Below are 24,876 nucleotides of genomic sequence, written 5' to 3'. Positions count from 1 at the left end.
TGTCCAAAATTATTCATTATTAATCATTGATTGGAGCGTAGCGACCCAGCCACGCAAAAACCTGTAAAATTGCATCTTCTGTAGGACTTTACTAAAGGGCATAAAAAAAGCACACTGCGGTCTGTCGCTAGCGTGCTTTTGTGGATGTGCCACGTTTGACGGAGCTTATACCATCTTCACTGTTACATTGGCGGAATGATCAAATCTTGGGTTTCACTTTGCCAGCAGAGCTGGATTAATGAGGTGGCACTGATTCTTTCATATTCTACCAGCGTTACGCATCAGTCACATAGCTCGCTATGCTCCTTCCTTGCGCCTTGTTAAAATCTAAAATTATCAGCGTCATTCCGACAATCTAACTGTTCAAAAGGTATTATACCACTTAGTGAATCAAAAGAGACAAATGTTGTTTTTTGGGCTTTTAGGAAATTGCGCTTCGCTGAACGAGTGAGCGCTGGGCGCTTTTCAAACTTCAAGTGGTATTATATCTCGTCGTTGTAGTAGACTTTGATGTATTTCATCTCCATTTTTTCATCGTAGCCGCGCTCCATGATCTCGCTTTCACGCTCGGCGAAGTCTGGGGTGAATTTGAGGATGACACCAGTGTCGAGTCGGAGGTTTGCTTTGATCTTGGAGCCTGCTTTCTTGGCAACTTGCTTGTTGATCTCAAACTCTGCAGCAATCGGCTCGCCGTCTTCGTCTTTATAGTTTTCCTTATAGGATGAAAAATTTTCTACGATTTTGGGTTCTTTGAGCACCTCTTCTTCGAAGTTTTTTTCGTTGAACTTATCTTTCTCCGCGAAGAACTGCATGGCATCGTTGGCGACTCGGTATTTGTCCTCTTGAGGCATTTCTTCGGGCAGGCCTTCATCGGCAAATGAAACACACATTTCGGCGTATTTTTTTGTCTTAAATTCGTCGTCCTTAAGAGCGCGAGCACCGAGGAAGTCTCGGACCCAAAAGTTAGTATCGGCACCGCCTTTGTCGAAGGTGTATACTAGGTAGCCAGCTTCTTTCCCGTGGTTAACGATGAGACAACCTTTGTCGATCTTGTCTGGGTAAATGCCGTTGTGGGTGGTGAGTTGGAGGTCTCCGTCCTTGTCGGAAATCTCAAGGAATGGCGTGAGGCTCTCAGATTTCACGATGCTGATAGCATCACAGATGTCACCATCGATCTGAACGCCTTTGATGAAGGCTATGCAGAGGTCGCCAGACTTGATGTTCGGGTGCTTTGTCTTGTCGTAGAGGTGGCGGGCAATCTTACGGGAATAGGTGAGGAAGCGCTCGTCTTGATCGAAGATCGTGTTGGCGTAGCAATGCATCTCGTGGAGGTCGAGCGAGGATGCGTGGTGGAAACGGTAACGATCGAGGTTCTTGAATGGCTTGAGAAACGCGAGCGTGAGGACCTCTTTGTCCTCCTCGCCAAACGAGCAAAGTTCTTTTGATGTTTTGAGCGATTCGCCACGCAGAGGGTTGCCAATTTTGGCAAGAGTAACGTGAGATAGGGTTGCTTTATTGAAGTTCGCTTTTACTGACATGTCTGGTGAGAGGCATTGCGCCAAATGATGGTTTAGGAAAGAAGATTACGTGAAATACGCGAGAAAAGGGTGATTCTATTGCTCGTAGCCTGCTGGCAGTTCAGAGAGCTTATGGAATTTCTCTTTTTCTTCCATTTCTTTGGTTGGATCGTAAAATGTTGCATTGATGACTGATACTCCACCATGCTTGTGCGTTAAGAGCTCTGGGTGAGTATTGCTGACGCTCTTGTAGTAGTTACGCTTGGTCGTCTTACCGAATGTGTTGACTATCGTGTGGCAGTACAACTCAGGAGTGGTGAGAAATAGCACGTGAAGGTTGTTGCTCCGGTCAATTGCCTTGACGGCCTTACGAAAGGCGAGGATGCGGCCCATTGAGTAAGTTGCAAGAATGTGACCACGCTTGACGTCTTCCACTTGGACATAAATCTGAGGGGTCCCGCTACCACTGTAGTTGAGAATTCTGTATTCACGTTCGTCTCCAGTGACTCCGGGAACTCCGACCTTGGTGCGCCATGTTGGGACTCCACGGTTGACTGTGAAATAGACTCCTGGCGAGCGTGTGCCTTCAGAATGACCTTGAGTGGGCGTGCGAATCATCGCGGAGACTTGGTAGTTTCCAGGCTGCGCGAGGTCATAGGCATTATTGAGTATGAAGGAGGACTGAATCCGTTCGGCTGTTGGGATAGTGGTGCCCTTATAGCCGATCTCTTTGACCTTATTGATCACACGGCCACTTTGGTTATGCACAATAAACTCGATCCAACTATTGCCATCGGTGTTTCGGAGGGTGAGAGGGCTGCCCGTTTGGTTAGCTATAGTCACCGTGACGTGGATAGGTTCGTAGCTGAGGTATTGCTTGTTGTTTGATTCAAGGCTAACGCGGATCTGTGCAGCCAGAGGTAGGCTGATGAGCAAAGTGGTGAGTAGAATAAGTAATCGCATGAGTGTGTAGGTTGGGTGGAATTTATTGTGTAGGGGCAGTGCTTGAGACCGTGCGGAAGCCTAAGTCAGCGCGGTAGAGGCTTCGCGCATCTTCTAGCTCTAACTTTGACGGGTTAAGCCATTCTCGAGAGATCGCGGCACTACGTTTTTTAAGGTAGGAACCACCCAGAATAAGGGGCATTTTGGGTTGAGTCGGGAAGGCTGGGTTACTGCTCATTTTAGAACTCCATTCGGCTACGTTACCGGCGAGTCCATGAATGTTGTTGGCTGTGGTGTCACCACTTTCCTGGTCGACGGGTCCCCATTGAGAAGCTGTGAGTGCTCCCTCCCGTAGTGAATGGTGGAGAGTGGCGTGCCATTCTTCCTGAGAGGGAAGCCGGCGGCGCTTGTAGTTACAATAGGTAAAGGCATCCCACCAATCGACACCTATCACTGGGCAGTTAGGGTCGACTTCGAGCCCATTCCAGGCGGCCCCAATTTTTGCGGCGGCATGGAGTTTCTCCCAATCGTGAGGTTGGTGGTTGCGCTTGCTTTCAGGTTGATCTTCGTGTTCGTAGATCGATATTTGCTGGCGGCTGAGAATCTCCATAGTCTCTAGGAATAGGGCGTAATCAGCAATCGTGACTTCGTGGCAATCAATCCAAAAAGTCGAGAGTGCTACCTGGGAGCCATCATGAGTTATGTAGTTGCCTGCTGGAATTTGTGACATGCTAGTGAGCTCCCGTTGTTTCGGGCGCTCGGGCTGATTCATCACCAGCGAGCCAATAATGATGGCGATAGCTGCGCCAATGCCGATGCCAGCGAGCATGATGCGCTTCTTGCTGTTGTCTCGATTGTTGAGCCTCACTGTGGAGTTCTCTAAGGGTATGGTCTCAATTGGCTCGGCGAGTTGTTGCTCGACGCCTTCAGAGAGATCGCGTATTTGCTCCCAAGTGAGCGGGATCTCTCGCTCGAGATCCGCCATATAGTTGAGCAAAGAAAGGGTGCGGGTGGAGCCTGGACAGCCAGGCTCTAGTATTCCTTTGAGGGCCGTAGCGATGGTGTGCTTATCAGTGGTGGCCACATGCGGGTCTCTTTCACCACCCACAGCCATGTTGATCTGACGAGCGAGGCTGTGCTCAGAGATGATGACTTGCTCTGGTAAGATAGGAAGGGTGGCGATGCGGTGTTCTTCCAGGTAGAGGTTCGCCTCTGCAATCTGACGGGTGATGTGGGCAATTTTCCCTGGGGAAAGTTGAGCCGATTTACTCTGTAATATATCGAGAGTTTCACCCGTGAGGTTTTCTCTGGCGTAAAAACAAAGTCGACCTTCTCGTACTGCTTCAAAGACTGAGCCGATGAGAGGGTGGTCTACCTGGGCCTTAGCGCGGACATCGCTGAGAAAGGTCGAGACCGCAGCCTCGTCGGATTGATGCTCAAAGTTGAGGCTGTCGATGATGACTTCTCGGTTAATGGAAACTTGATGGGCCCTCCACGTGCGGATGGTAGTGCCATCGTATAGCAATTCATTGAGCAAATAATCACCTATCTGAGTGCCGGTGCTGAGTCTGTCTATTTCGTGGTTCATCAATAGAATGTGCGTGTGGGCTTAGTGGCGAGGAAGTGCCGGGAGAAGAGGGTTGTCTGGGTTGATATTAGGCAAAGCCTCGTCGAGTGGAAAATCGAGTGGGAAGGCAAACTCATGATTGTTTTGCTGCTCTGCGTGGATCGCGTGAAGGCGGCGCGGATAGGCTTGTTGATCGATGAGTTCATTCTTGTAGTATAGCTCGGTGACGTAGCCGAAGTAGGTGCGCTTGCCAAACAGGTGCTCTTCAGCAACAGCGCTTGGAGGTAGGGTGTAGGTTGATTCCACGATTTCCTCGTCGTTGGCCCAGTCCAGGGGCTCATGCAGCCAGCGGTCTTTGATGTTGTCTGCCCGAGAGAGAGGCACGGCTTCGATCTTTTTCTTATCCACTAGGTCGTAGTGGTGGACTTTGATTTCGAGCTGTTTCGAATCAAAGTCAGCATTGGCGACCGTGCGTATTGGGATAGTCAGTCGGGCTCGAAGCCGGTCAGGCGAAATTCGGCGCATGATGTGACCGATGATGAGGGATTGCTCTTTTTGCGACTGAGGGTTGATGCCATTGGAGAGTTTGAAGGCCGATTTGTGGTAGTAGACACCAATCTCCGGCCCCATCACGAAGAGTTTTTCGTAGATGTTGGTCGCGCGCTCCCACAGACCCATATCCTCAAATAAGAGAGCCTTGCGGTAGAATATAGCGGGCTCATTCGGGGCTATAGACTCTGCTTCCTCAAGCTTGGTTAGAGCTTTGATCAGGTCTCCTTGGTTGTGGGCGGTGTGGGCATCGCGAACCAATTTCTCAACCATAGGGTCCTGGATTGAAGGCGCAGTCTCAGGGATAGCAGGCGGGCTGAAAAGAAGTGTTTGGAAAGTGGTGGACGGCGGCTGGATGGCAGCATCGTCTTTATCCGTGTATTCTTCGAGCATTTCAGCCACGCTACGTGGATTTAAACTGCCGCTCAATGGAACCTCATCAGGTAAAGTGGGAATCGAAACAATCAATGGTGCGCCTTTGACATAACGAACAACCTCGCGGGTTTCACCTGTGCGCGCAGCAATGGCAACACCTACTGAAAGGAGCTGGGCAAAGGCAATACAGGCGAACAACCCGCACGCTATGGTGTAGGCTGGACGCGTTGCTGCCGGCGATTCTTGGGTAGGTGTTCCCATGGATAACGGACTTTAGAGGGTAAATGAGGGCGATGGAAAGGACGATTTTTGATAAATGATTTCCAGTTAGCGAATCTATTCCTCTTGAGGAATGCTGGAGATGGCGTATGGATTTTGCAGAGCGAATGAATGTGGCCCAAATGACTGAGCGAGATATCCTCCTGCATCCAAGTTCTGTAGCCGCTGGGCTGCAGCATCTTGATGGGCTCGTATTTTTTGATAGCTCAGGGAATTTCCCCGACGGAGTGGACGAGATCATCAGTATAGTGGCTGCTCGACCCAGCCAGATCTTACGGGGAAATGTGTCCGATGTTAGCTTAATTGAGGAGATTCTGGCGGAGCATGCGACTGAGTCTAGTGATCTGCCAAATGGCGGACTCTGCGGCTGGATCGAGTACGAAGGTTCCTATTGTTTTGGCGTGTATCCAGAGATGTTGGTTTACCGGCATAGCTCTGGGCAATGGTACGAGCGTGGCAGCCTTTCCTCCGAAATCCTCAGTGACTCAACCACGCCGCTCCTACAGATTGGCAAATTTGCGCAGTCGATGGGACGTGGTGACTACTTGCAAAAAGTGGAGACAATCAAAGAGTACATCGCCGCTGGTGATATCTACCAGGTCAACTTAGCTCAAAAGTTTTCAGCTGCGGTGGTGGGGGAATCAGCCTTTGGGCTTTATTCTCATTTGCGGGCACTTTCTCCTGCTCCTCATTCTAGCTACATGTCACTGGACGGGCGAGAGGTGCTGTCGTCCTCGCCCGAGACATTCTTGCGTTTTGACCAGGATCGGATGGTGACCCGACCGATCAAAGGGACGAGACCCCGTTTTGATGACCCCGCGGCCGACCAGCGCTCAGCGTTTGAGCTTAGAACCTCTGAAAAAGAAGTTTCAGAGTTGGTGATGATCACTGATCTCGGTCGTAATGACCTAGGTCAGGTGTGTGATTTTGGCAGCGTTCAGGTTGAGGCCTTGCTTAAGTTAGAAAAATTCGAGCACGTCTATCATTTGGTTTCCACCGTGAGCGGCAGACTGCAGAAAAATGGTAGTCAGGTTCGCGCCCTGCAGGCATGCTTCCCAGGGGGCAGTATTACAGGGGCTCCCAAAAAACGTGCTATGGAGATCATTGAGGAGTTAGAAGAACTTCCCAGAGGGCTCTACACTGGCGCAATGGGCTACTTTGGTTTCAATGGGCAAAGTCAGTTCAATATCGTCATCCGCACGATGGTGCGTGAAGGGGATCAGCTGCACTACCATGTAGGCGCTGGCATTGTCACTGATTCTACTGCCGAGGCTGAATACGAAGAAACCTTACAAAAGGCAAAAGGGATGCGCGTGGCAGTGGAGGAATACGTTAGAGAGAAGTGATAGGCTCAAGTTTTGAGATTTACAGCGCCTCTGAATGGGTAGATGCTGCGGCGTGGAGAGTTTTGGCTAAGAAAATATCATTCAGGAAGCGATGGGGGCGCCGCGTCAAGTGGTTGTCCGTATCTCTGTTATTACTATTTTTCTACGCCAGCTGGCAAGTGTGGGATATCAATCGTATTGGTTTTAGCGATGACGGAGGTAAAGCCGACTGCGCCATTGTGCTAGGGGCAGCGGCCTACCACACCAAGCCGTCACCGGTGTTTCAGGCGCGTATTGATCATGCGATCAAACTCTATAAAGAAGGTCGAGTGACTAAGGTTTTGCTGACTGGGGGCTACGGTGAAAACGCCAAATTTTCTGAGTCTGAAGTGGCTCTTCAATACTGCAAAAAAAAGGGAGTCCCAGAGAAGGACATTTTGACCGAGAAAGAGTCTCAGACCACGCAGCAGAATATCATAGAGGCAGAAAAGCTGATGCTACAAAATGGTCTTAAGTCAGCGCTCTTAGTGAGTGACCCATGGCACCTCAAGCGTGCTCTAGCAATGACACAAAAGCATGGTGTCGAAGCCGAGCCATCGGCCACCCAAACGAGCATGTATCGATCCGAGAAAAACCAATGGGGGTTTTTACTGCGTGAACTTTATTACCTCCACGTTTGGAGATTAGCAGGGGAGTGAGTTATTTCTGGAACTCATTTTTCTTAAGCAATGCCTGAAATTCTTTGAGGAAGGGTTCTGGTAGACGAACGTTGAGCACCAGTGGGGCGTCTTCTTTAAATTCGCTGAGCCATTGGCGAGCGCCGATGTCCATCATTTCGCGGATCACGTAAATCCCGTACTGCGGCGCATGATTTTTTATCAACTCACCGACCGAGACGACGAGTGATTCCTCGATCTCAAGTTCCGGTTTGAGCTCAAATCTCGCTTTCTTTAAGACGCCTTTTTTCACCAGACTGTCGAGTAATGCATCAATAGCTTTGATGTCGTTCTCGAATTTCTTTGGGTCGGGTTCATCGGCATCCACTCCGAACATATGAATGCGTTGACCTACGTTTTGGCTGTGAACGGAGAGTTCGAGCCACGTTTGAGTGTGTTCGTCAGAGGCCTGGCCTAGGGTGAATGTGCTGAAGAGGGCGCCGGCGCAAAGGAGTGATTTTAGCATAGCTGCTGTGAATAGCGAGCACGATACTTTTCCTCACCCCTTTTCAATTCGAACCATCTGTGAATCTCCTAGAATTCGCGTTCGAGCATGTGACGGGCAATCTGCTCGAGACGAGCAGCCTTTTCACCGAGTGGCTTTAGAGCGTCGAGAGCGAGGGTGGTGAGGCGAGTCGCTTCAGCCTTGGATTCTTCAAGTCCAAGAATCGCGGGGTAGGTGGACTTGTCGACTGACTCATCTTTCCCGGCAGTTTTCCCTAGTTGCTCTGTGGTCTGCGTGACATCGAGGATGTCATCGATGACTTGGAACGCGAGTCCGAGGTTGTAGCCGAAATCCGTGAGTGCTTGGAGTTGTTCGGCTGTGCAGTTAGCGCTCATGCCACCTAACCGAAGCGAGCTACAGAGAAGGGCCGCTGTTTTAGCTTCGTGGATGTGCACGAGTTGCTCTTGGTTGAGCTCTTTTCCTTCGCCTTCGAGGTCGAGAACTTGGCCGCCAATGAGCTTCTTGCTGCCGCCGGTTTCTGAGAGTTCGAGCACGTAGTCGCGCGCGTTGTAGCTCTCAGTCGAGGGTGTCTGAGCAATGATGGTGAATGCTTCAGTAAGTAGAGCATCACCAGTAAGCACCGCGATTCCTTCTCCATAAACCACATGGCTAGTCGGGCGACCACGACGTAGGTCGTCATCGTCCATGCTGGGGAGGTCATCGTGTACTAGAGAATACGTGTGCATGACCTCGACTGCGCAAGCTGGGAAGAGAGCACTTTCTTCTTCACCTGAACAAGCTTCTGCTGCTGCGAGACAGAGAATAGGGCGCAGGCGTTTCCCCCCAGCGAACATGCTGTAGCGCATGGCCTGGTGGATCGTTGCTGGGCGTGTGTCTTCACTTGGGAGAATCTGATCGAGGGCTGCGTCGACAGTTTCTTGCTGGGCTTTAAGCCAAATTTTTAAACTCATAGGGTTCAGGTGTTAAATAAAAAGGTGCTATGTATTTAGTCTGGAAAAGACCTAACGCATAGCACCTAAATTGAAATACGGTATTTCAGCTGGGATGAAATAGACTTAGAGAATTTCTGCGATCTGCACAGCGTTGAGTGCTGCTCCTTTACGGACTTGGTCGCCTACCACCCAGAGGGCGAGGGCGTCGTCGAGCACCTTGTCTTCGCGGATACGGCCGACTAGGCAGTTGTCCTTGAGTGTCGTGTCGAGCGGAGTCGGAAAAATATTCTGTGATGGATCGTCCTTCGCATCGACGCCTGGATAGTCAGCGTACACGGCGCGTGCCTCTGCCACATTCGGAGTCTTTTCAAAGCCGGCAGTGATGGAAACGGAGTGCGAACGATAGACTGGAACTCGAACACAAGTGCAGGTGACTTTCAGTTCTGGGAGCTTAAGGATTTTACGCGCCTCGTTGAGCATTTTGAGTTCTTCCTTGGTGTAGTTGTCCGGCTGGAATACGTCGACTTGTGGGATCACGTTGAACGCGATCTGAGTCGGGTAGACTTCGGAGACTACTTCACCACCATTTGCTAGAGCTTCGCATTGCTGTTTGAGTTCAGCGATGCCAGCCGCACCAGAGCCAGATACCGCTTGGTACGAAGAGGCGATGATAGATTTGAGTCCGTACTTCTTGTGAAGCGGGTAAAGAGCCATCAATGAAATGATGGTGGTGCAGTTCGGGTTGGCGATGATGCCTTTCACGGCGTCCTTCGCGGCTTCCGGGTTGATCTCAGGAACGATGAGGGGAACCTCGTCATCCATGCGGAAGGCTGAGGAATTATCAATGACGATAGCTCCAGCCTTTGCTGCAGAAGGTGCGAAGGTTTCTGAGATGCCGCCGCCAGCAGCGAAAAGCGCGATTTCTACTCCTTCAAATGCTTCGTGAGTCAGTTCTTTTACAACAATCTCTTTGCCCTGAAAGGTAATCTTTTTGCCTGCAGAGCGGGCAGAGGCGAGCAGGGTGAGCTCGCTGATTGGGAAGTCGCGCTGGTCGAGACAAGCGAGCATTTCCTCACCTACGGCACCTGTGGCGCCGACGATTGCGATGTGTTTAGCTTCTTTCATGGTCTTAATTACTCGGGCTCGAGTACGCGAAAGGATACTAGAGTTACCCCATTTAGCAATGCTTGTTCTTGTAATGGGGGACAAAGTGAAAGAAATAATGTTCCACCTACGTTTCTAGCTTGCGTCTAGCAGAAGATTCTACTAGGTTACTAAGTAGTGTTAGGCAATCCCGTTCGGGTGTTGTCTCTAAATGGTAAAGCCAACATCTATGAAAACAATCAAATGCATCATTTTAGTAGTAGCTGCAGCATCTTATGCAGCTCTCTCTTCCTGCGGAAGTAACGCGCCTGCTGAGCCTACCTACGTCGAACCCGCTAAATAATAATTCCCATGAATACCCTTAAAGTTCTCATCTACGCTGCAGCCGCAGCTTCTATCACTTTCCTTAGTTCTTGCTGCGGGTGCATGTAAGCCTGAGGGATGCGCACGCCTTGCGTGTAAATCCAACCCGGGGACGAGTGGTTCCCATCAAACTAAAAATAAAACTAATAAACTAATAAACACTATGAAATTCGTTAAAATCATCGCAATCGCAGCAGCAGCAGCAGGTATCGCTCTTTCCACTTCATGTGGCTCATGTGGCTCATCTCCTGAGGTAGCTCCAGTGCCAATAGCTACAAAATAATCGCTAAGTAGACTATTTGAAGCGGGCTTTCCTAACGGGAACCCGCTTTTTTCTTGCGCTCACGCATGAGGCGCTCAAGATGCAATGCGAAATATATAACTATTTATGAAAGCTCTACGTATTCTAACAATCGCTTCCGCAGCCACGGCTACTTTACTTCTTAGCTCCTGTGGTTGCTGCACAGGTGAAGCCAAGGCTCCACCACTTCGCCCACTTCCATCTTTTACTGATATTCCAGTGACTCCTACGAAGTGATTTTTCAGCCACTGGACTCCTTGTGAGCCCAGTGGCTCTTTTTTTGTGATGAGACTAAGCTTAATAATTATGGCTGTTGCGGCATGTATTGGCCTCAATTCCTGTCAGACGCTAGGTCGGACGATGCAGATACCAGGGAACCTGCTCCAGTCTGTCGGTCGGTCTGCTGGTCTAGCATCGCATGACGATGTCGCTCGACCTGAGCTAGAGTGCGCTCTCGATCCTGAATTTGATTAATCGAAGCTGGATGAGATGGAATGGCTGAACTAGAGCAGCACGATCAGAAAATCACAGCCCTTGAGCAAGGTGTGATTGCACTGTTTGCTGATGGGGTGAAAGTGATTGGCTTGCCCAAGTCGGTGGGGGAAATCTACGGTTTACTCTTTGCTAGAGATGCCGTGCTCTCGCTCGATGATTTGGTGGTCTTGCTCGGCGTGAGTAAAGGGACGGCGAGCCAAGGCCTAAAAATGTTGCGGACCTTGGGGGCTATCAAAGAGGTCCACTCACCGGATTCTCGTAAAACGTATTATCAAGCAGACATTGAGCTAAAAAGCTTGGTGGGCGGTTTTATTCGTGAGGAGGTTCGGCCACACATGAAAAGCGCGAAGGTGAAAATTGGAGCTTTACGTGAGCTTGTGGACAGGGGAGACGACTTTGCTCTAGATCGTATAGAGCGGCTTGATAAATGGCGGCGCAAGGCCAGCTTGTTGTTGCCTATTCTACAGAAAATTCTTTCTAGCTGATGAATGAGCAAGACAGTCATTGGTATGTCGTCCGAGCGCAGCCTAAGCGTGAGCGGATAGCCGCGCGAAGCCTGCGTGAGACGATGGGGCTCGAGGTGGTGTGCCCCTTGGTGAAATTTCGCAAAGCCACTCGGCGCGGAAAGGTTTGGTGGTCCGAAGCAATGTTTCCTGGCTACCTCTTTGTGAAATTTAACAGAAAAGAACACGAGCGTGGTGTCAGGTATGCCCAAGGAGTCTTAACTATTGTGAAGTTTGGCGGGTCAATGCCTGTCATTCCTTGCGCGTTTGTTGAGTCGTTGACTGAGCTGCTAGGCGAGCAAGAGGAAGTGGTGATAGACCACGAAGTGGAAATAGGGGATCAATTTGAGCTGGCAGAAGGGCCGCTGCGTGGTCAAATCGGCGATGTTTTGGAGGTGCTTCCAGGTAAAGAAAGAGTGCGGCTTCTGGTTGAATTTATTGGTGGTGAGCGCGAGGTGGAAGTGGATCTCATGTCCCTCCTCCTGCCAGGGCGTCCCGATACGAAAAAATAAATGACTGCATAGGATTGGCAGCCTCTTTGAAATTGTTCATTTTTATTTGAACTTTTTTCTCAGCCTGCTGTTCTGTCTATTAGTTGATCGCAAATGCTGTCATTCAAACATATCGAATACAACAGCCGTAGGTTTCTGAAATTCCCAATTCAGTACGACCAAGGGCGGTAGCCTGATTGGAACAAAAAAGTTCAATACATTAGTAAGTTGAGCATGCTAAGAATGAAATAATTCTTGCCAAAATTTAAGAGTCAGTTTATGGAGTGACTCGCCATGAATGAACCTCAAGCAGATAGCCGCCGAAAAAGCGTGATGAAAGGAATCACTTGGCGGTGTATTGCGACGCTCACCACCTACCTCATCGCTTGGATGTGGACTGGCGAGACCGAGACTGCTGGCAAGATTGCTGCCGTCGAGTTCTTTCTAAAGTTTTTCATCTACTATGGACACGAACGTCTCTGGCAGTGGCTGCCTGCGCAAGGAGCCCGGTGGAAACAAAAGTTGAGCAAACTAAAAGCATGAGCAATATCTACCCAGAATATGAACGCCAGCTTCCTCAGAGTACCAAACAGGAGCTTCTTGGCCAACGAGGGTTGGTGGTTTGGATGTATGGGCTCTCGGGTTCAGGCAAGTCGACTATCGCGAACGCTGCAGAAAAGGCGCTGAATGCCCAAGGCCGCTACGTGACCATGCTAGATGGAGACAATCTCCGCAGTGGACTCAATGCCGGTCTCGGATTCAGCGATGAAGACCGCAACGAAAACATCCGCCGTGCCGCGGAAGTGGCCAAGCTACTTCGCCACAACGGAGCAATTGTTCTGGTCTCGCTGATCACTCCTCAGAATGTTTTCCGCCAGCAAGTGCGCGACATTCTCGGTGATGAGCAATACCTAGAGGTCTACGTGAAAGCTTCTTTTGAAGCCTGCCAAGAGCGGGATGTCAAAGGGCTTTACGCCAAAGCAAAAGACGGCAAGGTAGCGCATTTCTCAGGTAAAACATCCTCTTTCGAAGAGCCCGATCAAGCAGACCTAGTCATCGAGACCGAAAATCAATCTATCGAGCAAAGCCTCGAAACCCTTCTTCAATCAATCTCCTCTAGTATCCAGTTAGAGAAAATTTCCAAATAAACTGTTATGTCCTCTTATCAATTAAGTCACCTCAAACAACTCGAAGCTGAGGCTATCTACATCCTCCGTGAAACTGCGGCACAGTTCGAAAATCCTGCATTGCTATTCTCTGGCGGCAAGGACTCGATCGTCATGGCGCATCTCGCCTATAAAGCATTCCACCCAGCACGTTTGCCATTCCCATTGGTACACGTTGACACCGGTCACAACTTTAATGAAACAATGGAATTCCGCGATTACTACGTGGATAAGATCGGTGCGCGCCTCGTTGTAGGTTCTGTACAGGAATCCATCGATAAAGGTGATGTTCAGGAAGAAACGGGTCTAGATGCTAGCCGTAATGCTCTCCAGACAACAACACTTCTTAACACTATCGAAGAGCACGGCTATGACGCGTGTCTCGGTGGTGGTCGTCGTGATGAGGAAAAAGCCCGTGCCAAAGAGCGTTTCTTCTCTCACCGTGATGACTTCGGTCAGTGGGATCCTAAGAACCAGCGCCCAGAGCTCTGGAACCTTTTCAACGGTCGCAAGCGCCAGGGTGAAACATTCCGTGTCTTTCCACTCTCCAACTGGACTGAGATGGACATTTGGCAGTACATCAGAGCTGAGAAGATAGAGCTTCCAAGCCTCTATTTCGCCGCTGAGCGTGAGTGTCTTGAGCGCAATGGTGTTATTCTTGCTATCTCTGAGTTCGTGCAACCACGCGAAGGTGAGACTGTAGAAAAGAAGAGCATCCGTTTCCGTACCATGGGTGACGCTACCATCACTGGCGCTATCGAATCTGTCGCTACGGATTACGATGCAATCGTCGATGAAGTGGCTGCTGCTCGCCAGACTGAGCGTGGCAACCGCACAGACGACAAGCGCTCTGAAACTTCCATGGAAGATCGCAAGAAGGAAGGTTACTTTTAGGTCTCTTTTCCAAATCATAATTTTTTAAATCATAAATCACAAATTTTTTCATGGATCTTTTACGTTTTACCACAGCAGGTTCCGTCGACGACGGAAAGTCGACACTCATCGGGCGCTTGCTCTATGATTCCAAATCAATCTTCGAAGACCAACTCGAAGCTATCGAAAGTAGCTCCAAGAAGCGTGGTGACGAGGAAATCAACCTAGCACTCCTCACCGACGGCCTCAAGGCTGAGCGTGAGCAGGGAATCACCATCGATGTGGCCTACCGCTACTTCGCGACTCCTAAGCGCAAGTTCATTATCGCTGACACTCCAGGTCACATCCAGTACACCCGCAACATGGTGACTGGTGCGTCCACAGCGGACATGGCTATCATCCTTATCGATGCCCGTAAGGGGGTGATCGAACAGACCAAGCGTCACACATTCATCGCCAACCTCCTGCGTATCCAGCACGTTGTCGTGGCTGTGAATAAGATGGACCTCGTCGACTACTCTGAAGAGCGTTACAACGAAATCATCAAGGAGTACACTGACCTCGTCAGCCGACTCGGAAACCTCGTCAACATCCACGCGATCCCAATATCTGCGCTTCGCGGTGACAACGTCGTTGATAAGTCAAAAAATATGCCTTGGTACGAAGGAGGCACACTCCTTTACCATCTTGAGACAGTGTATGTTGGTGGTGTCGAGAACCACGTGGAAGCTCGCTTCCCAGTCCAGTGGGTTATCCGTCCTCACTCTAATGAGTGGCATGATTTCCGCGGCTTCGCGGGCCGTGTTGCTGGTGGAGTATTCAAGCCAGGTGACGAAGTGCTGGCACTTCCTTCCGGCTTCAAATCAATCATCAAGTCTATCCACACTTCCGATGGTGAGCTAGCTGAAGCATATGCACCGCAGTCCGTGACCATCACCCTCGATGACGAGATCGATATTTCACGTGGCGATATGATCGTCAAAGCAAACAATCCACCGACATCCACTCAGGATATCGAAGCCATGGTCTGTTGGTTCTCCGAGCGTCCACTCTCAGTCGGCGGAAAGTACATTATCCGTCACACAGAGCAGGAGACTAAAGCGGTGATCCAATCTCTGGATTATCAAGTGGACGTCAACACCTTCCATAAACAAGAAGAAGTGAAAACTCTCGGTATGAACGACATTGGTCGGATCAAGCTCCGCACAGCAAAGGCGCTCCACGTCGATGCCTACAATAAGAACCGCCACACTGGTTCATTCATCCTAGTCGACGCCAGCTCCAACGAAACTGTGGCTGCCGGCATGATCGCCTAAGCTCTTACGCAGTCCACTAGCTGATCTAGTGGGCTGCTTTTCATCGTTTAGATGAAAATATTACTAACAGAAAAATCTAGTAATAGATTTAAGTTCTGTTAGGCTGCAAGGCAATGGATAAAAAATTGTATATTTTCTCAGTCGCTGCCGCTCTTATTGCTAACGCTCAATCTGCTGTGCTTATTGATTTCACCAACCAAAGTGGGATTTACGACGTAAAGACGACTGTCGATGTAGCCTTGAATGATCCTGTTCACTCGGTGGATTTTATAATGACTGTTACAGCGTATCAATTCGATTCAGCCGTGGTGAATCTCAATTCGAATGCCGGAGGTTTAGGAGTCGCCGATGATTCCGTCGATTTTGATGGTGGCGAAATTATCACTATTTCATTCAACTTTGATGTAGATATAGATTACATCGAATTTGGTGGTATTGGAGCTGCTGATGCCATAGATGCAGCTTCATTGAAATTCGGCAGTGATCCTGCTTTATTACTATACACGGATCAACCCGATTTCGCGGGAGATACAGATATTTGGAATCCAGATCCTCTTTATCGCCTAATGGCTGGTGATATTATCGTACTCAAAGCGGCAGGTGCCACAGGAGCTAGTTTTGACCTCGAAAATATGGGCGTGGCAGCCGTCCCAGAACCCTCATATTCCCTTTTACTCGGTTTAGGTGGACTAACCCTACTATCCCGACATAAAAGACCGGCAACTAAGAAATAGTTACTAGTTATTGGTTCCACCAGCCAAGCCTTTCCCCCTTATTTAGCTTCTTCCTAGTTTCATCTAGCCATTCTGAACACTGAACACTGAACACTTCAGCCTGAAAACTTCCTTTCTCACTTCTCACTTCTCACTTTCCCATGCCCGTCCCACTTCTCGATGTAAATGCCCAGAACCTTCCACTCCAGGAAGAACTAAAAGCCGCCTTCGACCGCGTCCTCCAATCTGGACGCTTCATCATGGGTGAAGAAATGGAAGCCTTCGAGCGCGAAGTGGCAGAGATGGTAGGAGCGAAACATGCCATCAGCGTATCGTCGGGCACAGATGCTCTTTTACTGGCTCTGATGGCACTCGGTATCGGTGAAGGGGACGAGGTCCTATGCCCGTCATTCACCTTCTTCGCCACGGCTGGCTGTATCGCCCGCACCGGCGCAATCCCTGTATTTGTCGATAGCTGCCCAGTTGATTTCAATATAGATCTCTTAGATGCAGCAACGAAGCTGACAAGTAAGACCAAAGCAATCATGCCCGTCCACCTTTTTGGTCAAGCGGCTGATATGGACGAAATCATGGCCTTTGCCGAGCAGAACGGACTAAAAGTGATAGAAGATGGCGCCCAAGCAATCGGAGCCAAATACAAAGGCCGCGGAGTCGGCTCTATTGGTGACTTCGGAGCCTATTCCTTTTTTCCATCAAAAAACCTCGGCGGCTTCGGTGACGCCGGCATGCTGGTGACCAACAATGACGCACTCGCTGAAATGGCGCTGATGCTACGCAACCACGGAATGAATCCGAAGTACTACCATAAGTACATCGGCGGCAACTTTCGCTGCGATGCGCTCCAGGCAGCTTTGCTCCGAGTAAAGCTTCGTGAGTACGATAGATACACTACAAATCGCCAAACCAACGCCAGCTACTACACCGAGAAGCTCCTCCAACTTCCAGGAGTCACCCAGCAGATCCCACCGATCACGGCAGCGCTGATAAGCAAAATACGCGCCTCACTGAAGCCAATGCCCAGCTCGTTCTACCTGTATCGTATGACCACAACGAGCACATCTGGAATCAATTCACCATCCGTGTCCTAGACGGCCAGCGCGATGCTCTCAGAGAGCATCTCACCGACTTAGGCATCGGCTGTGACACCTACTACCCAGTTCCCATGCACCAACAAGAATGCTTCGCAGACCTCCCTCAGCAGGCCCTCCCCGTGTGCGAACAACTCGCCAAGGAAGTCATTAGCATCCCAATCTACCCAGAACTCACCCTCGCCCAAAAAGACGAAGTCATCTCAGCAATCGCCAGCTTTTTAGTAGCAAGTAGCAAGTAGCAAGTAGCAAGTAGCAAGTAGCAAGTAGCAAGTAGCAAGTAGCTAGACGCTAGCAACTCGAACTACACAGTCCCTAGCGCCTCCAAGTGTCAAAAGTCCAAGGTCGAAAGTCAAACCAACGAAGTCTGGTGACTTCAATTCAAAAAACAACCATCGCGACCACGCGATCTAATCAGACCTTTGACCTTTGACCTTTGACCTTTGACCTACCTACCTACCTACCTACCTACCTACCTACCTTCCTACCTTCCTACCTTCCTACCTTCCTACCTTCCTACCTTCCTACCTTCCTACCTTCCTACCTTCGACACTCCCCAACTCCCCCGCAACCTTGCTTCATCGTCCAAGCCCCTTGCCCCTTGACCCTTGACCAATGACTCCCCGCAGGGGCCCCTTCCATCGTCCAAGCCCTTTCTCCTTTCACCTCTATCCTTCCTCCCCGTTCCATCGTACAAACTCTGAACACTGCCAACTGAACACTTCCTCCCCCCGCTTCATCGTCATGGCAATCACAAATTTTAAATCATAAATCTCAAATTTTTCTATGCGCATTCTAATCACAGGAGGAGCCGGTTTCCTCGGCTCCCATCTCTCAGAACGTCTTCTCAACGAAGGCCACGAAGTCCTTTGTCTCGACAACTTCTTCACCGGCTTTAAGCGCAACATCGCGCACTTATTGCCCAACCCGAACTTCGAACTGATCCGTCATGACGTGATCGACCCGTTCAAATTCGAAGTCGACCAAATTTACAACCTCGCCTGCCCAGCCTCACCACCGCACTACCAACACAACCCGATCAAGACCACCAAGACCTCGGTCATGGGTGCGATCAACTCGCTTGGCCTCGCCAAGCGGGTCAAAGCACGCGTTTTCCAGGCATCGACTTCCGAGGTCTACGGCGACCCAGCGGTGCACCCGCAGCCTGAAAGCTATTGGGGCAACGTCAACCCTATCGGAATTCGCTCTTGTTACGATGAAGGTAAACGCGTCGCAGAAACTCTCTTCTTCGACTACCATCGCCAGAATGGAGTCGATATCCGCATTGTGCGCATCTTCAACACCTATGGGCCACGCATGAACCCAGACGACGGTCGGGTGGTCTCTAACTTTATCGCTCAGGCCCTCCGCGGCGAAGATATCACTATCTACGGCGATGGCACACAGACCCGTTCATTTTGTTACGTCGACGACCTCATCGAAGGCTTCTGCCGCATGATGAATCAAGACCAAGTCACTGGCCCAATCAATATTGGAAATCCAAATGAGTTCACCATGCTGGAGCTCGCAGAAAAGGTGATCGCCAAGGTTGGTGGATCCACCAAGCTGACCTATCACCCACTTCCAGGCGACGACCCGAAGCAACGTCAGCCAGACATCACGTTCGCCAAAAATCATCTCGACTGGCAACCCACAGTTTCCCTAGATGAAGGCCTAGACCGCACCATCGCCTACTTCCGTGAACTATTAAGTAAGTAGCGCGACCGTCCCGGTCGCTTCACAACCCAAGGCCCTTCTTCTACCCGCTTCATCGTCCAGGCTCTGAACACTGAACACTGAACACTCCTCACTTATCACTTTCTCCTTTAGCCTCTCTCTACCGCTTCATCGGATTGGCAACTTTAGCCCAATTCCGTACTTTCTGTAAATTCTGTGGTAAAAATCCGCTTCATCCTACAAGCAGCTTTCGAAATTTTCGTCCCTTTCGCGGTAGAGCTTGTGTCATCAACCGAGCAGCTTATTCGTGAGATTTGTGCTATTCGTGGTAGAAAAGTTTCATCTGGATGGCAGCATTTCTAGCGCCTCCCACACTCCCCAACTCCCCCGCAACCTTGCTTCATCGTCCAAGCCCCTTGACTAATGCCCTTTGACCAATGACACCCCGCAGCTTCACTCCCCAACTCCCCAACTCCCCAACTCACCAACTCACCAACTCACCAACTCACCAACTCACCAACTTCCCCGCAACCTTGCTTCATCGTCCAAGCCCCTTGACTAATGGCCTTTGACCAATGACACCCCGCAGGGGCTCCACTCCATCATGAAAACAGCACTCATTACAGGAATCACAGGCCAAGATGGTTCCTACCTAGCCGAACTTCTTCTCGAAAAAGGTTACGAAGTACATGGAATCAAACGCCGATCTTCGCTTTTTAATACAGCTCGTGTTGATCACATCTACCAAGACCCTCATATTGAAAATTCTAGGTTCCACCTCCACTATGGAGACCTAACGGATTCATCTAACCTCATTCGCATCATGAAAGAGGTCGAACCTGATGAGGTCTACAATCTAGGAGCTCAGTCACACGTAGCAGTTTCATTCGAAGTTCCAGAATACACTGCGGATGTCGATGCCTTGGGAACATTGAGATTACTTGAAGCGATCCGCTTTCTGGGCTTTGAAAAGAAGACAAAGTTCTACCAGGCATCAACCTCAGAGCTCTACGGAGAAGTCCAAGAAATCCCTCAGACTGAGACAACTCCATTCCATCCACGTTCACCCTACGCGGTGGCCAAGATGTATGCCTACTGGATTGCGGTAAACTACCGTGAGTCCTACGGTATTTACGCCTGCAATGGCATCCTCTTTAACCACGAATCTCCACGCCGCGGCGAAACATTTGTCACCCGCAAGATCACCCGTGCGATAGCCAATATTTCTCAAGGCATAGAAAAGTGCCTCTATCTAGGGAACATGGACGCCCTACGTGACTGGGGACATGCCAAAGACTACGTGCGCATGCAGTGGATGATGCTCCAGCAAGACACCCCAGAAGATTTCGTGATCGCTACCGGTAAGCAAATTTCAGTCCGCCAGTTCGTCACACTTTCAGCAAAAGAAGCCGGCATCGAGCTTGAGTTCAAAGGTGAAGGCGTCGATGAAACTGCCACAGTGGTATCCGTCGACTCAGCTAAAGCACCTTCAGTGAATGTTGGTGATGTTATCGTAAAGGTAGATCCACGCTACTTCCGCCCAGCAGAAGTTGAGACACTTTTAGGCGATCCGACAAAAGCCAAAGAAAAACTCGGATGGGTCCCCGAAATCACCGTCGAAGAAATGTGCGCCGAAATGGTCGCTTACGACACAGACCAAGCCAAACGCCACGCTCTTCTTAAATCTCACGGACACGATGTTTCAGTCGCGACTGAATAGTTTTGGAGTTCGGAAGTTGAGAAGTTGAGAAGTTCGGAAGTTCGGAAGTTCGGAAGTTGATTTACAGCCTATAATATAAGCCGATGAAAGTAGAACGATTCGAGGATATGATTGCGTGGAAGAAAGCGCGCGGATTGACATCTTCGATTTATAAGCTGACGGGAGAGCCTCCCCTCAACAAAGACTTTGGTCTGATTGATCAAATTCGTAGAGCGTCAGGCTCGATTATGCACAATATAGCAGAAGGATTTGATGCGGGCTCGAATGCTGAATTCATCCGATTCTTACGCTACAGCTACCGCTCAGCAAGCGAAGTTCAAAGCCAACTCTACATCATGTCTGATGTTCACGATCTAGATGACAAAACGTTCAAAGAGCTCTACGAAGCAGCGACAGAAATCAAAAAAGTCATCTCAGGCCTGATAGGTTACCTTTTGAAGAAGAAGTAGGAGTGCGGAAGTACGGGCAACTCCCCAACTCCCCAACTCCCACACTCCAACTCCCACACTCCAACTCCCACACTCCACCACTCCACCACTCCACCACTCCACCAACTCCCCCAACTCCACCCCATGACTTCTCAACTTCTCAACTCCTCGACTCCAAAACTCCCAGAATCAACCCTCCTCGTCCTAGGAGCAACCGGCATGGTTGGCTCGGCCCTCGTTCGTCAGGCAAAGCAACTCGGCTACGGTGAGATCCTGACGCCTAGAAGCAAGGACTTAGATCTTTGCTGTCAGACCGAGACGCATAGATATATTGCAGACCACGAGCCAGATCAGGTAATTGTAGCCGCCGCAAAAGTCGGTGGTATTCACGCCAATAGCACCTATCCTGCCGAGTTCATTTACAAGAATCTGATGATTGCCTCCAACGCAATCGAAGGCTCTTACCAAGCAGGCGTCACACAATTACTCTTCCTCGGAAGTTCCTGTATTTACCCGAAGCTCGCACCTCAGCCTATGCCTGAAGATTGCCTTCTGACCAGCGAGTTAGAGCCAACCAATGAAGCCTACGCTATTGCTAAAATTGCAGGGCTCAAGCTGTGCCAGTACTACCGAAAGCAATATGGTGTGAAATACCATTCCGCCATGCCGACCAACCTCTACGGACCAGGCGATAACTACCACCCAGACAACTCCCACGTCATCCCTGGCATGCTGCGCCGCTTCCACCAAGCCAAAGAATCCGGTGCCGACTCCGTCACCATCTGGGGCAGCGGCACACCCAAACGAGAATTCCTCTACGTAGAAGACCTCGCCAGCGCCTGCTTCCACATCATGCAGCAGGAATCACCCGCCGACTGGATAAACTGCGGCTATGGTGACGACGTCTCCATTATGCAGCTAGCCCAATCAATTGCCAAAACAGTAGGCTTCAAAGGAGAAATCCTCAACGACCCCAGCAAACCCGACGGCACCCCACGCAAACTCATGGACAACACAAAGCTCCGCCAACTTGGCTGGAAACCCAAAGTAGACCTAGAACAAGGCCTAGCCCTAGCCTACCAAGATTTTAAACAGTCCCTCGCAAAGGACGAAGTCCGAGCAGTCTAAAACCTCTATCGCGACCACGCGATATCACTAGACCTTCGACTTTCCGACCTTCGACACTCCCACAAACCTAACGTCTCTAGTCACCGCTTAGCGTACGAAAACCTATCGCGACCACGCGATGAAACTCGACCTTTGACCTTCCGACCTTCGACACTCACCTCAACCTAGAGTCCCGGCTCACATAATGGCTTCCGAACTCCCAGACTCCCGAACTACCCAACTTCTCCACTACTTAACTCTAAAATATTTATAAAATGCCTGTAGCAATTGTAACTGGATCAGCCGGACTCATAGGATCGGAAGCATGTAAACGCCTTGATAAAGAAGGATTTACCGTCATCGGGATTGATAACGATATGCGTGCCTACTTTTTTGGCAGTGAGGCATCCACCGAGAGCAATCAAGTTTCATTGACCGAATCACTGACGAATTACACTCCAAAGAAGGTAGACATTCGTGACATAGATAAAATAAATGCATTATTTTCCGAGTACGGAGCTGATATTACTCTAGTGATTCATACTGCAGCCCAACCATCCCACGACTGGGCAGCTAAAGAGCCAATCACGGACTTCACGGTCAACGCTAATGGAACTCTCAATTTATTAGAGGCCGCAAGAAACTATTGTCCCGATGCTGTTTTCATCTTCACCAGTACAAACAAAGTCTACGGTGACACACCAAATAGTTTACCTTTGGTGGAGTTAGAAAAACGCTGGGAAATATCTGAGTCTCATCCATACCATAAAGGGATCGATGAATTGATGTCTATCGACCAGACCAAGCATTCACTATTTGGAGCCAGCAAGGTCGCCGCTGACGTGTTAGTGCAAGAATACGGCAAATACTTTGGAATGAAGACAGCCGTATTTAGAGGTGGTTGTCTCACTGGACCAGCGCACGCAGGAACTGAGCTTCACGGGTTTTTAGCATACCTCATGAAGTGTATTGTCGAACAACGACCGTATCGAATATTTGGCTATAAAGGTAAGCAAGTGAGAGACAATATTCATAGCCATGACTTAGTTACAGCGTTCATGGAATTCTACAAAACTCCGCGCAGCGGTGAAGTGTATAACATCGGTGGCAGCAGGCACTCCAATTGCTCGATGCTTGAGGCCATTGAAATAGGTGAAAGACTCTCCGGTAACAAACTCGACTTCACCTACGTCGAGGATAACCGCGTTGGCGACCATATTTGGTATGTGAGCGATGTGAGTAAATTTCAAGCTCACTACCCGGATTGGAAGTACCAATACTCGATCGATAATATTCTTTCTGAGATTTACACAGCCTGCGCTGCAAATCTGAAATAATCGTGAGCGTCGAACAAAAATCCATCACTGTGATCAACACGCCTTGTGTGCTAACAACGCATGCCAAGTTGACGCAGGATATAACAGAAGTTTGCCAGTCAAGCACTGGCAGTACGTTGTCGGTGGACTTTACCAATGTTCACATCGTCGCGATGCGCTCCGAGGACTCCGATTTTGAGTCGACTACATCGTCAGTCGACTGGTTTGTCTCAGACAGCCAAGTCCTCACATGGGCAATATCCTGGCTAGGTGGTAAAAAGGGGCAACACGAACGCGTGTACGGACCGGACTTTCTCGATTACTTCGTACGTAATGGCGACCCCATGCTGACGCATTATTTCTTTGGAGCATCTCAAGAATGTTTGGATAAGCTCCTGATAGAACTTAAAAAAATAAACCCAGAACTGAAAATTGCGGGTTCGCGCAATGGCTATTTCAAGGACGCCGACAACCCGCGGATCGTCGATGACATCAATGAATCAAATGCAGACGTGCTCTGGGTCGGCCTAGGAACCCCAAAGCAACAAGCTTGGATCAACCAACACAAAGGACAGCTCAAAGTCGGCGCTGCGCTCGCAGTTGGCTTCGCCTTCGATGTCAATGCGGGCACAAAGACTGACGCACCAAAGTTCCTAGGCCCCCTCGGCCTCACCTGGCTCTATCGCCTAGCCGCCGAACCCCGCCGCCTCTGGCACCGCTACACCCACTATAATTGGGTGTTTATCAGAGATTTATATCGATCTGTAAATAAGGCTTAAATTCAATCAAAGATTAAAGACTCGGGCGCCAACCTAGTTTGATCGGTCTAGGCTGCCCAAAACAAGAACGCTCGATAGCCAAAAGCAAACACGAATTCCCACCTACCTGCTACTTAGGCATAGGAGCCACCTTCGCCTCCCACGCCGGCGAAATCGATCAAGCGCCGCCCATTTTTCAGAAATTCGGCCTCGAGTGGCTCTACAGAATGTGCAAAGAACCACGCCGCCTCTTTAGAAGGTATTTTACCTATAACAGCCTATTTGTTTACTACTCGCTGAGGAGCTGAAATCACAAAAGAGAAGTGAGCGCTTCATCGTCCCAGTTCTGAAACCTGAACACTGCAGCCTGAAAACTTCCCCCGCCTTCCACGCCGGTGAAATCCCCCAAGCCCCAGGCCTGTTCCAGAAATTCGGAATGGAATGGCTCTACCGACTATGCAAAGAACCGCGACGCCTCTTTAGAAGGTATTTTACATATAACAGCCTATTTGTTTACTACTCGCTGAATAACTGAAAGCACAAAAGAGAAGTGAGCGCTTCATTGACCCAGTTCTGAAACCTGAACACTGCAGCCTGAAAACTTCCCTCGCTTTTCGTCTGGTATTCGGTACTCGGAAAGTAGCAGTGGTCGTCAAAGCTCTTCAATAATCATAAAAAATGATCTTTCCTGCACGATTAGTGGTTAACTTTCTTTCAGTTAGGCGTTGAGTGTTACTGAGCTACTTATTTTTAGTGAACTAGCTGAGA

General features: G+C 49.7%; 28 protein-coding genes. 21 read left to right on the top strand and 7 right to left on the bottom strand.

Going from position 1 to position 24,876, the window contains the following annotated elements; all coding sequences use genetic code 11:
- Window positions 1-482: 482 nt before the first annotated feature.
- From BSZ32_RS06105 to BSZ32_RS06090, 4 genes are all read right to left on the bottom strand, one after another.
- A complete protein-coding gene (locus tag BSZ32_RS06105; RefSeq protein ID WP_105042619.1) occupies window positions 483-1,538 on the bottom strand; it encodes a nucleoid-associated protein in 1,056 nt (351 codons plus the stop codon).
- Between the two features lie 75 nt (window positions 1,539-1,613).
- Entirely contained in the window at window positions 1,614-2,480 is an 867-nt protein-coding gene (locus BSZ32_RS06100) for a hypothetical protein (protein ID WP_105042618.1), read from the bottom strand.
- A gap of 22 nt (window positions 2,481-2,502) precedes the next feature.
- The gene (locus BSZ32_RS06095; RefSeq protein ID WP_105042617.1) at window positions 2,503-4,047 is read right to left on the bottom strand and encodes an SUMF1/EgtB/PvdO family nonheme iron enzyme; all 1,545 of its coding nucleotides are present in this window, start codon (window positions 4,045-4,047) and stop codon (window positions 2,503-2,505) included.
- Window positions 4,048-4,068: 21 nt separating this feature from the next.
- A complete protein-coding gene (locus BSZ32_RS06090) occupies window positions 4,069-5,211 on the bottom strand; it encodes a tetratricopeptide repeat protein (RefSeq protein WP_105042616.1) in 1,143 nt (380 codons plus the stop codon).
- Window positions 5,212-5,351: 140 nt separating this feature from the next.
- Here BSZ32_RS06090 and pabB point away from each other — a divergent pair, with 140 nt between their 5' ends.
- Complete coding sequence (gene pabB / locus BSZ32_RS06085; protein WP_165788679.1) at window positions 5,352-6,575, top strand: aminodeoxychorismate synthase component I; 1,224 nt, start codon at window positions 5,352-5,354, stop codon at window positions 6,573-6,575.
- A gap of 62 nt (window positions 6,576-6,637) precedes the next feature.
- On the top strand, window positions 6,638-7,252 hold the full coding sequence (locus BSZ32_RS06080; protein WP_165788678.1) for a YdcF family protein: 615 nt from the start codon (window positions 6,638-6,640) through the stop codon (window positions 7,250-7,252).
- Between the two features lies 1 nt (window position 7,253).
- Here the strand turns inward: BSZ32_RS06080 and BSZ32_RS06075 are convergent, their stop codons facing one another.
- From BSZ32_RS06075 to BSZ32_RS06065, 3 genes are all read right to left on the bottom strand, one after another.
- On the bottom strand, window positions 7,254-7,736 hold the full coding sequence (locus BSZ32_RS06075) for a hypothetical protein (RefSeq protein ID WP_105042613.1): 483 nt from the start codon (window positions 7,734-7,736) through the stop codon (window positions 7,254-7,256).
- 68 nt (window positions 7,737-7,804) lie between these two features.
- Window positions 7,805-8,686, bottom strand: a complete 882-nt coding sequence (locus BSZ32_RS06070) for a polyprenyl synthetase family protein (RefSeq protein ID WP_105042612.1) — start codon at window positions 8,684-8,686, stop codon at window positions 7,805-7,807.
- A gap of 105 nt (window positions 8,687-8,791) precedes the next feature.
- Entirely contained in the window at window positions 8,792-9,793 is a 1,002-nt protein-coding gene (locus tag BSZ32_RS06065; protein ID WP_105042611.1) for an aspartate-semialdehyde dehydrogenase, read from the bottom strand.
- 730 nt (window positions 9,794-10,523) lie between these two features.
- On the opposite strand from BSZ32_RS06065, the gene BSZ32_RS18715 reads away from it, so the two are divergent.
- The 19 genes from BSZ32_RS18715 (at window position 10,524) to BSZ32_RS20300 (ending at window position 24,643) form a co-directional block, all read left to right on the top strand.
- The gene (locus BSZ32_RS18715) at window positions 10,524-10,673 is read left to right on the top strand and encodes a hypothetical protein (protein ID WP_165788677.1); all 150 of its coding nucleotides are present in this window, start codon (window positions 10,524-10,526) and stop codon (window positions 10,671-10,673) included.
- A gap of 69 nt (window positions 10,674-10,742) precedes the next feature.
- A complete protein-coding gene (locus tag BSZ32_RS18710) occupies window positions 10,743-10,910 on the top strand; it encodes a hypothetical protein (RefSeq protein WP_165788676.1) in 168 nt (55 codons plus the stop codon).
- A gap of 20 nt (window positions 10,911-10,930) precedes the next feature.
- Entirely contained in the window at window positions 10,931-11,416 is a 486-nt protein-coding gene (locus BSZ32_RS06060; RefSeq protein ID WP_105042610.1) for a GbsR/MarR family transcriptional regulator, read from the top strand.
- Complete coding sequence (nusG, locus tag BSZ32_RS06055) at window positions 11,416-11,946, top strand: transcription termination/antitermination protein NusG (protein WP_105042609.1); 531 nt, start codon at window positions 11,416-11,418, stop codon at window positions 11,944-11,946. The genes BSZ32_RS06060 and nusG overlap by 1 nt, the downstream gene beginning before the upstream one ends.
- A gap of 273 nt (window positions 11,947-12,219) precedes the next feature.
- Window positions 12,220-12,468, top strand: coding sequence for a DUF2061 domain-containing protein (locus BSZ32_RS06050; protein ID WP_105042608.1), 249 nt, complete (start codon window positions 12,220-12,222; stop codon window positions 12,466-12,468).
- Window positions 12,465-13,073 carry an adenylyl-sulfate kinase gene (cysC, locus tag BSZ32_RS06045; protein ID WP_105042607.1) on the top strand — a complete coding sequence of 203 codons (609 nt, stop codon included), beginning with the start codon at window positions 12,465-12,467 and terminating at the stop codon, window positions 13,071-13,073. The genes BSZ32_RS06050 and cysC overlap by 4 nt, the downstream gene beginning before the upstream one ends.
- Window positions 13,074-13,079: 6 nt before the next feature.
- On the top strand, window positions 13,080-13,985 hold the full coding sequence (cysD, locus tag BSZ32_RS06040; protein WP_105042606.1) for a sulfate adenylyltransferase subunit CysD: 906 nt from the start codon (window positions 13,080-13,082) through the stop codon (window positions 13,983-13,985).
- A 50-nt stretch (window positions 13,986-14,035) separates the two neighbouring features.
- Entirely contained in the window at window positions 14,036-15,280 is a 1,245-nt protein-coding gene (gene cysN, locus BSZ32_RS06035) for a sulfate adenylyltransferase subunit CysN (protein ID WP_105042605.1), read from the top strand.
- A 113-nt stretch (window positions 15,281-15,393) separates the two neighbouring features.
- Entirely contained in the window at window positions 15,394-16,014 is a 621-nt protein-coding gene (locus tag BSZ32_RS06030; protein ID WP_105042604.1) for a PEP-CTERM sorting domain-containing protein, read from the top strand.
- A 140-nt stretch (window positions 16,015-16,154) separates the two neighbouring features.
- On the top strand, window positions 16,155-17,102 hold the full coding sequence (locus tag BSZ32_RS19665; RefSeq protein WP_425500428.1) for a DegT/DnrJ/EryC1/StrS family aminotransferase: 948 nt from the start codon (window positions 16,155-16,157) through the stop codon (window positions 17,100-17,102).
- Window positions 17,072-17,344 (top strand): DegT/DnrJ/EryC1/StrS family aminotransferase, encoded by a 273-nt coding sequence (locus BSZ32_RS20550; protein ID WP_425500442.1) that lies wholly within the window; start codon window positions 17,072-17,074, stop codon window positions 17,342-17,344. The genes BSZ32_RS19665 and BSZ32_RS20550 overlap by 31 nt, the downstream gene beginning before the upstream one ends.
- Window positions 17,345-17,888: 544 nt before the next feature.
- On the top strand, window positions 17,889-18,821 hold the full coding sequence (locus BSZ32_RS06015) for a UDP-glucuronic acid decarboxylase family protein (RefSeq protein ID WP_105042602.1): 933 nt from the start codon (window positions 17,889-17,891) through the stop codon (window positions 18,819-18,821).
- Window positions 18,822-19,383: 562 nt separating this feature from the next.
- Complete coding sequence (gmd, locus tag BSZ32_RS06010) at window positions 19,384-20,499, top strand: GDP-mannose 4,6-dehydratase (protein ID WP_105042601.1); 1,116 nt, start codon at window positions 19,384-19,386, stop codon at window positions 20,497-20,499.
- Between the two features lie 83 nt (window positions 20,500-20,582).
- Window positions 20,583-20,948: a four helix bundle protein gene (locus BSZ32_RS06005; protein WP_105042600.1), complete on the top strand. Its 366-nt coding sequence runs from the start codon at window positions 20,583-20,585 to the stop codon at window positions 20,946-20,948.
- A gap of 123 nt (window positions 20,949-21,071) precedes the next feature.
- Window positions 21,072-22,055, top strand: coding sequence for a GDP-L-fucose synthase family protein (locus tag BSZ32_RS06000; RefSeq protein WP_105042599.1), 984 nt, complete (start codon window positions 21,072-21,074; stop codon window positions 22,053-22,055).
- A 254-nt stretch (window positions 22,056-22,309) separates the two neighbouring features.
- On the top strand, window positions 22,310-23,371 hold the full coding sequence (locus tag BSZ32_RS05995) for an NAD-dependent epimerase/dehydratase family protein (protein WP_105042598.1): 1,062 nt from the start codon (window positions 22,310-22,312) through the stop codon (window positions 23,369-23,371).
- 2 nt (window positions 23,372-23,373) lie between these two features.
- Window positions 23,374-24,129 carry a WecB/TagA/CpsF family glycosyltransferase gene (locus tag BSZ32_RS05990; RefSeq protein WP_129589616.1) on the top strand — a complete coding sequence of 252 codons (756 nt, stop codon included), beginning with the start codon at window positions 23,374-23,376 and terminating at the stop codon, window positions 24,127-24,129.
- 38 nt (window positions 24,130-24,167) lie between these two features.
- Entirely contained in the window at window positions 24,168-24,416 is a 249-nt protein-coding gene (locus BSZ32_RS20545) for a WecB/TagA/CpsF family glycosyltransferase (RefSeq protein WP_105042596.1), read from the top strand.
- Window positions 24,389-24,643 carry a WecB/TagA/CpsF family glycosyltransferase gene (locus BSZ32_RS20300; RefSeq protein ID WP_105042595.1) on the top strand — a complete coding sequence of 85 codons (255 nt, stop codon included), beginning with the start codon at window positions 24,389-24,391 and terminating at the stop codon, window positions 24,641-24,643. Before BSZ32_RS20545 ends, BSZ32_RS20300 begins: the two co-directional genes overlap by 28 nt.
- Window positions 24,644-24,876 lie beyond the last annotated feature (233 nt).

The organism is Rubritalea profundi (assembly GCF_002954445.1).
GTDB lineage: Bacteria > Verrucomicrobiota > Verrucomicrobiia > Verrucomicrobiales > Akkermansiaceae > Rubritalea > Rubritalea profundi.
Note: the sequence above shows the minus strand (reverse complement) of the source record. Positions and strands in the feature narration are given on the sequence as shown.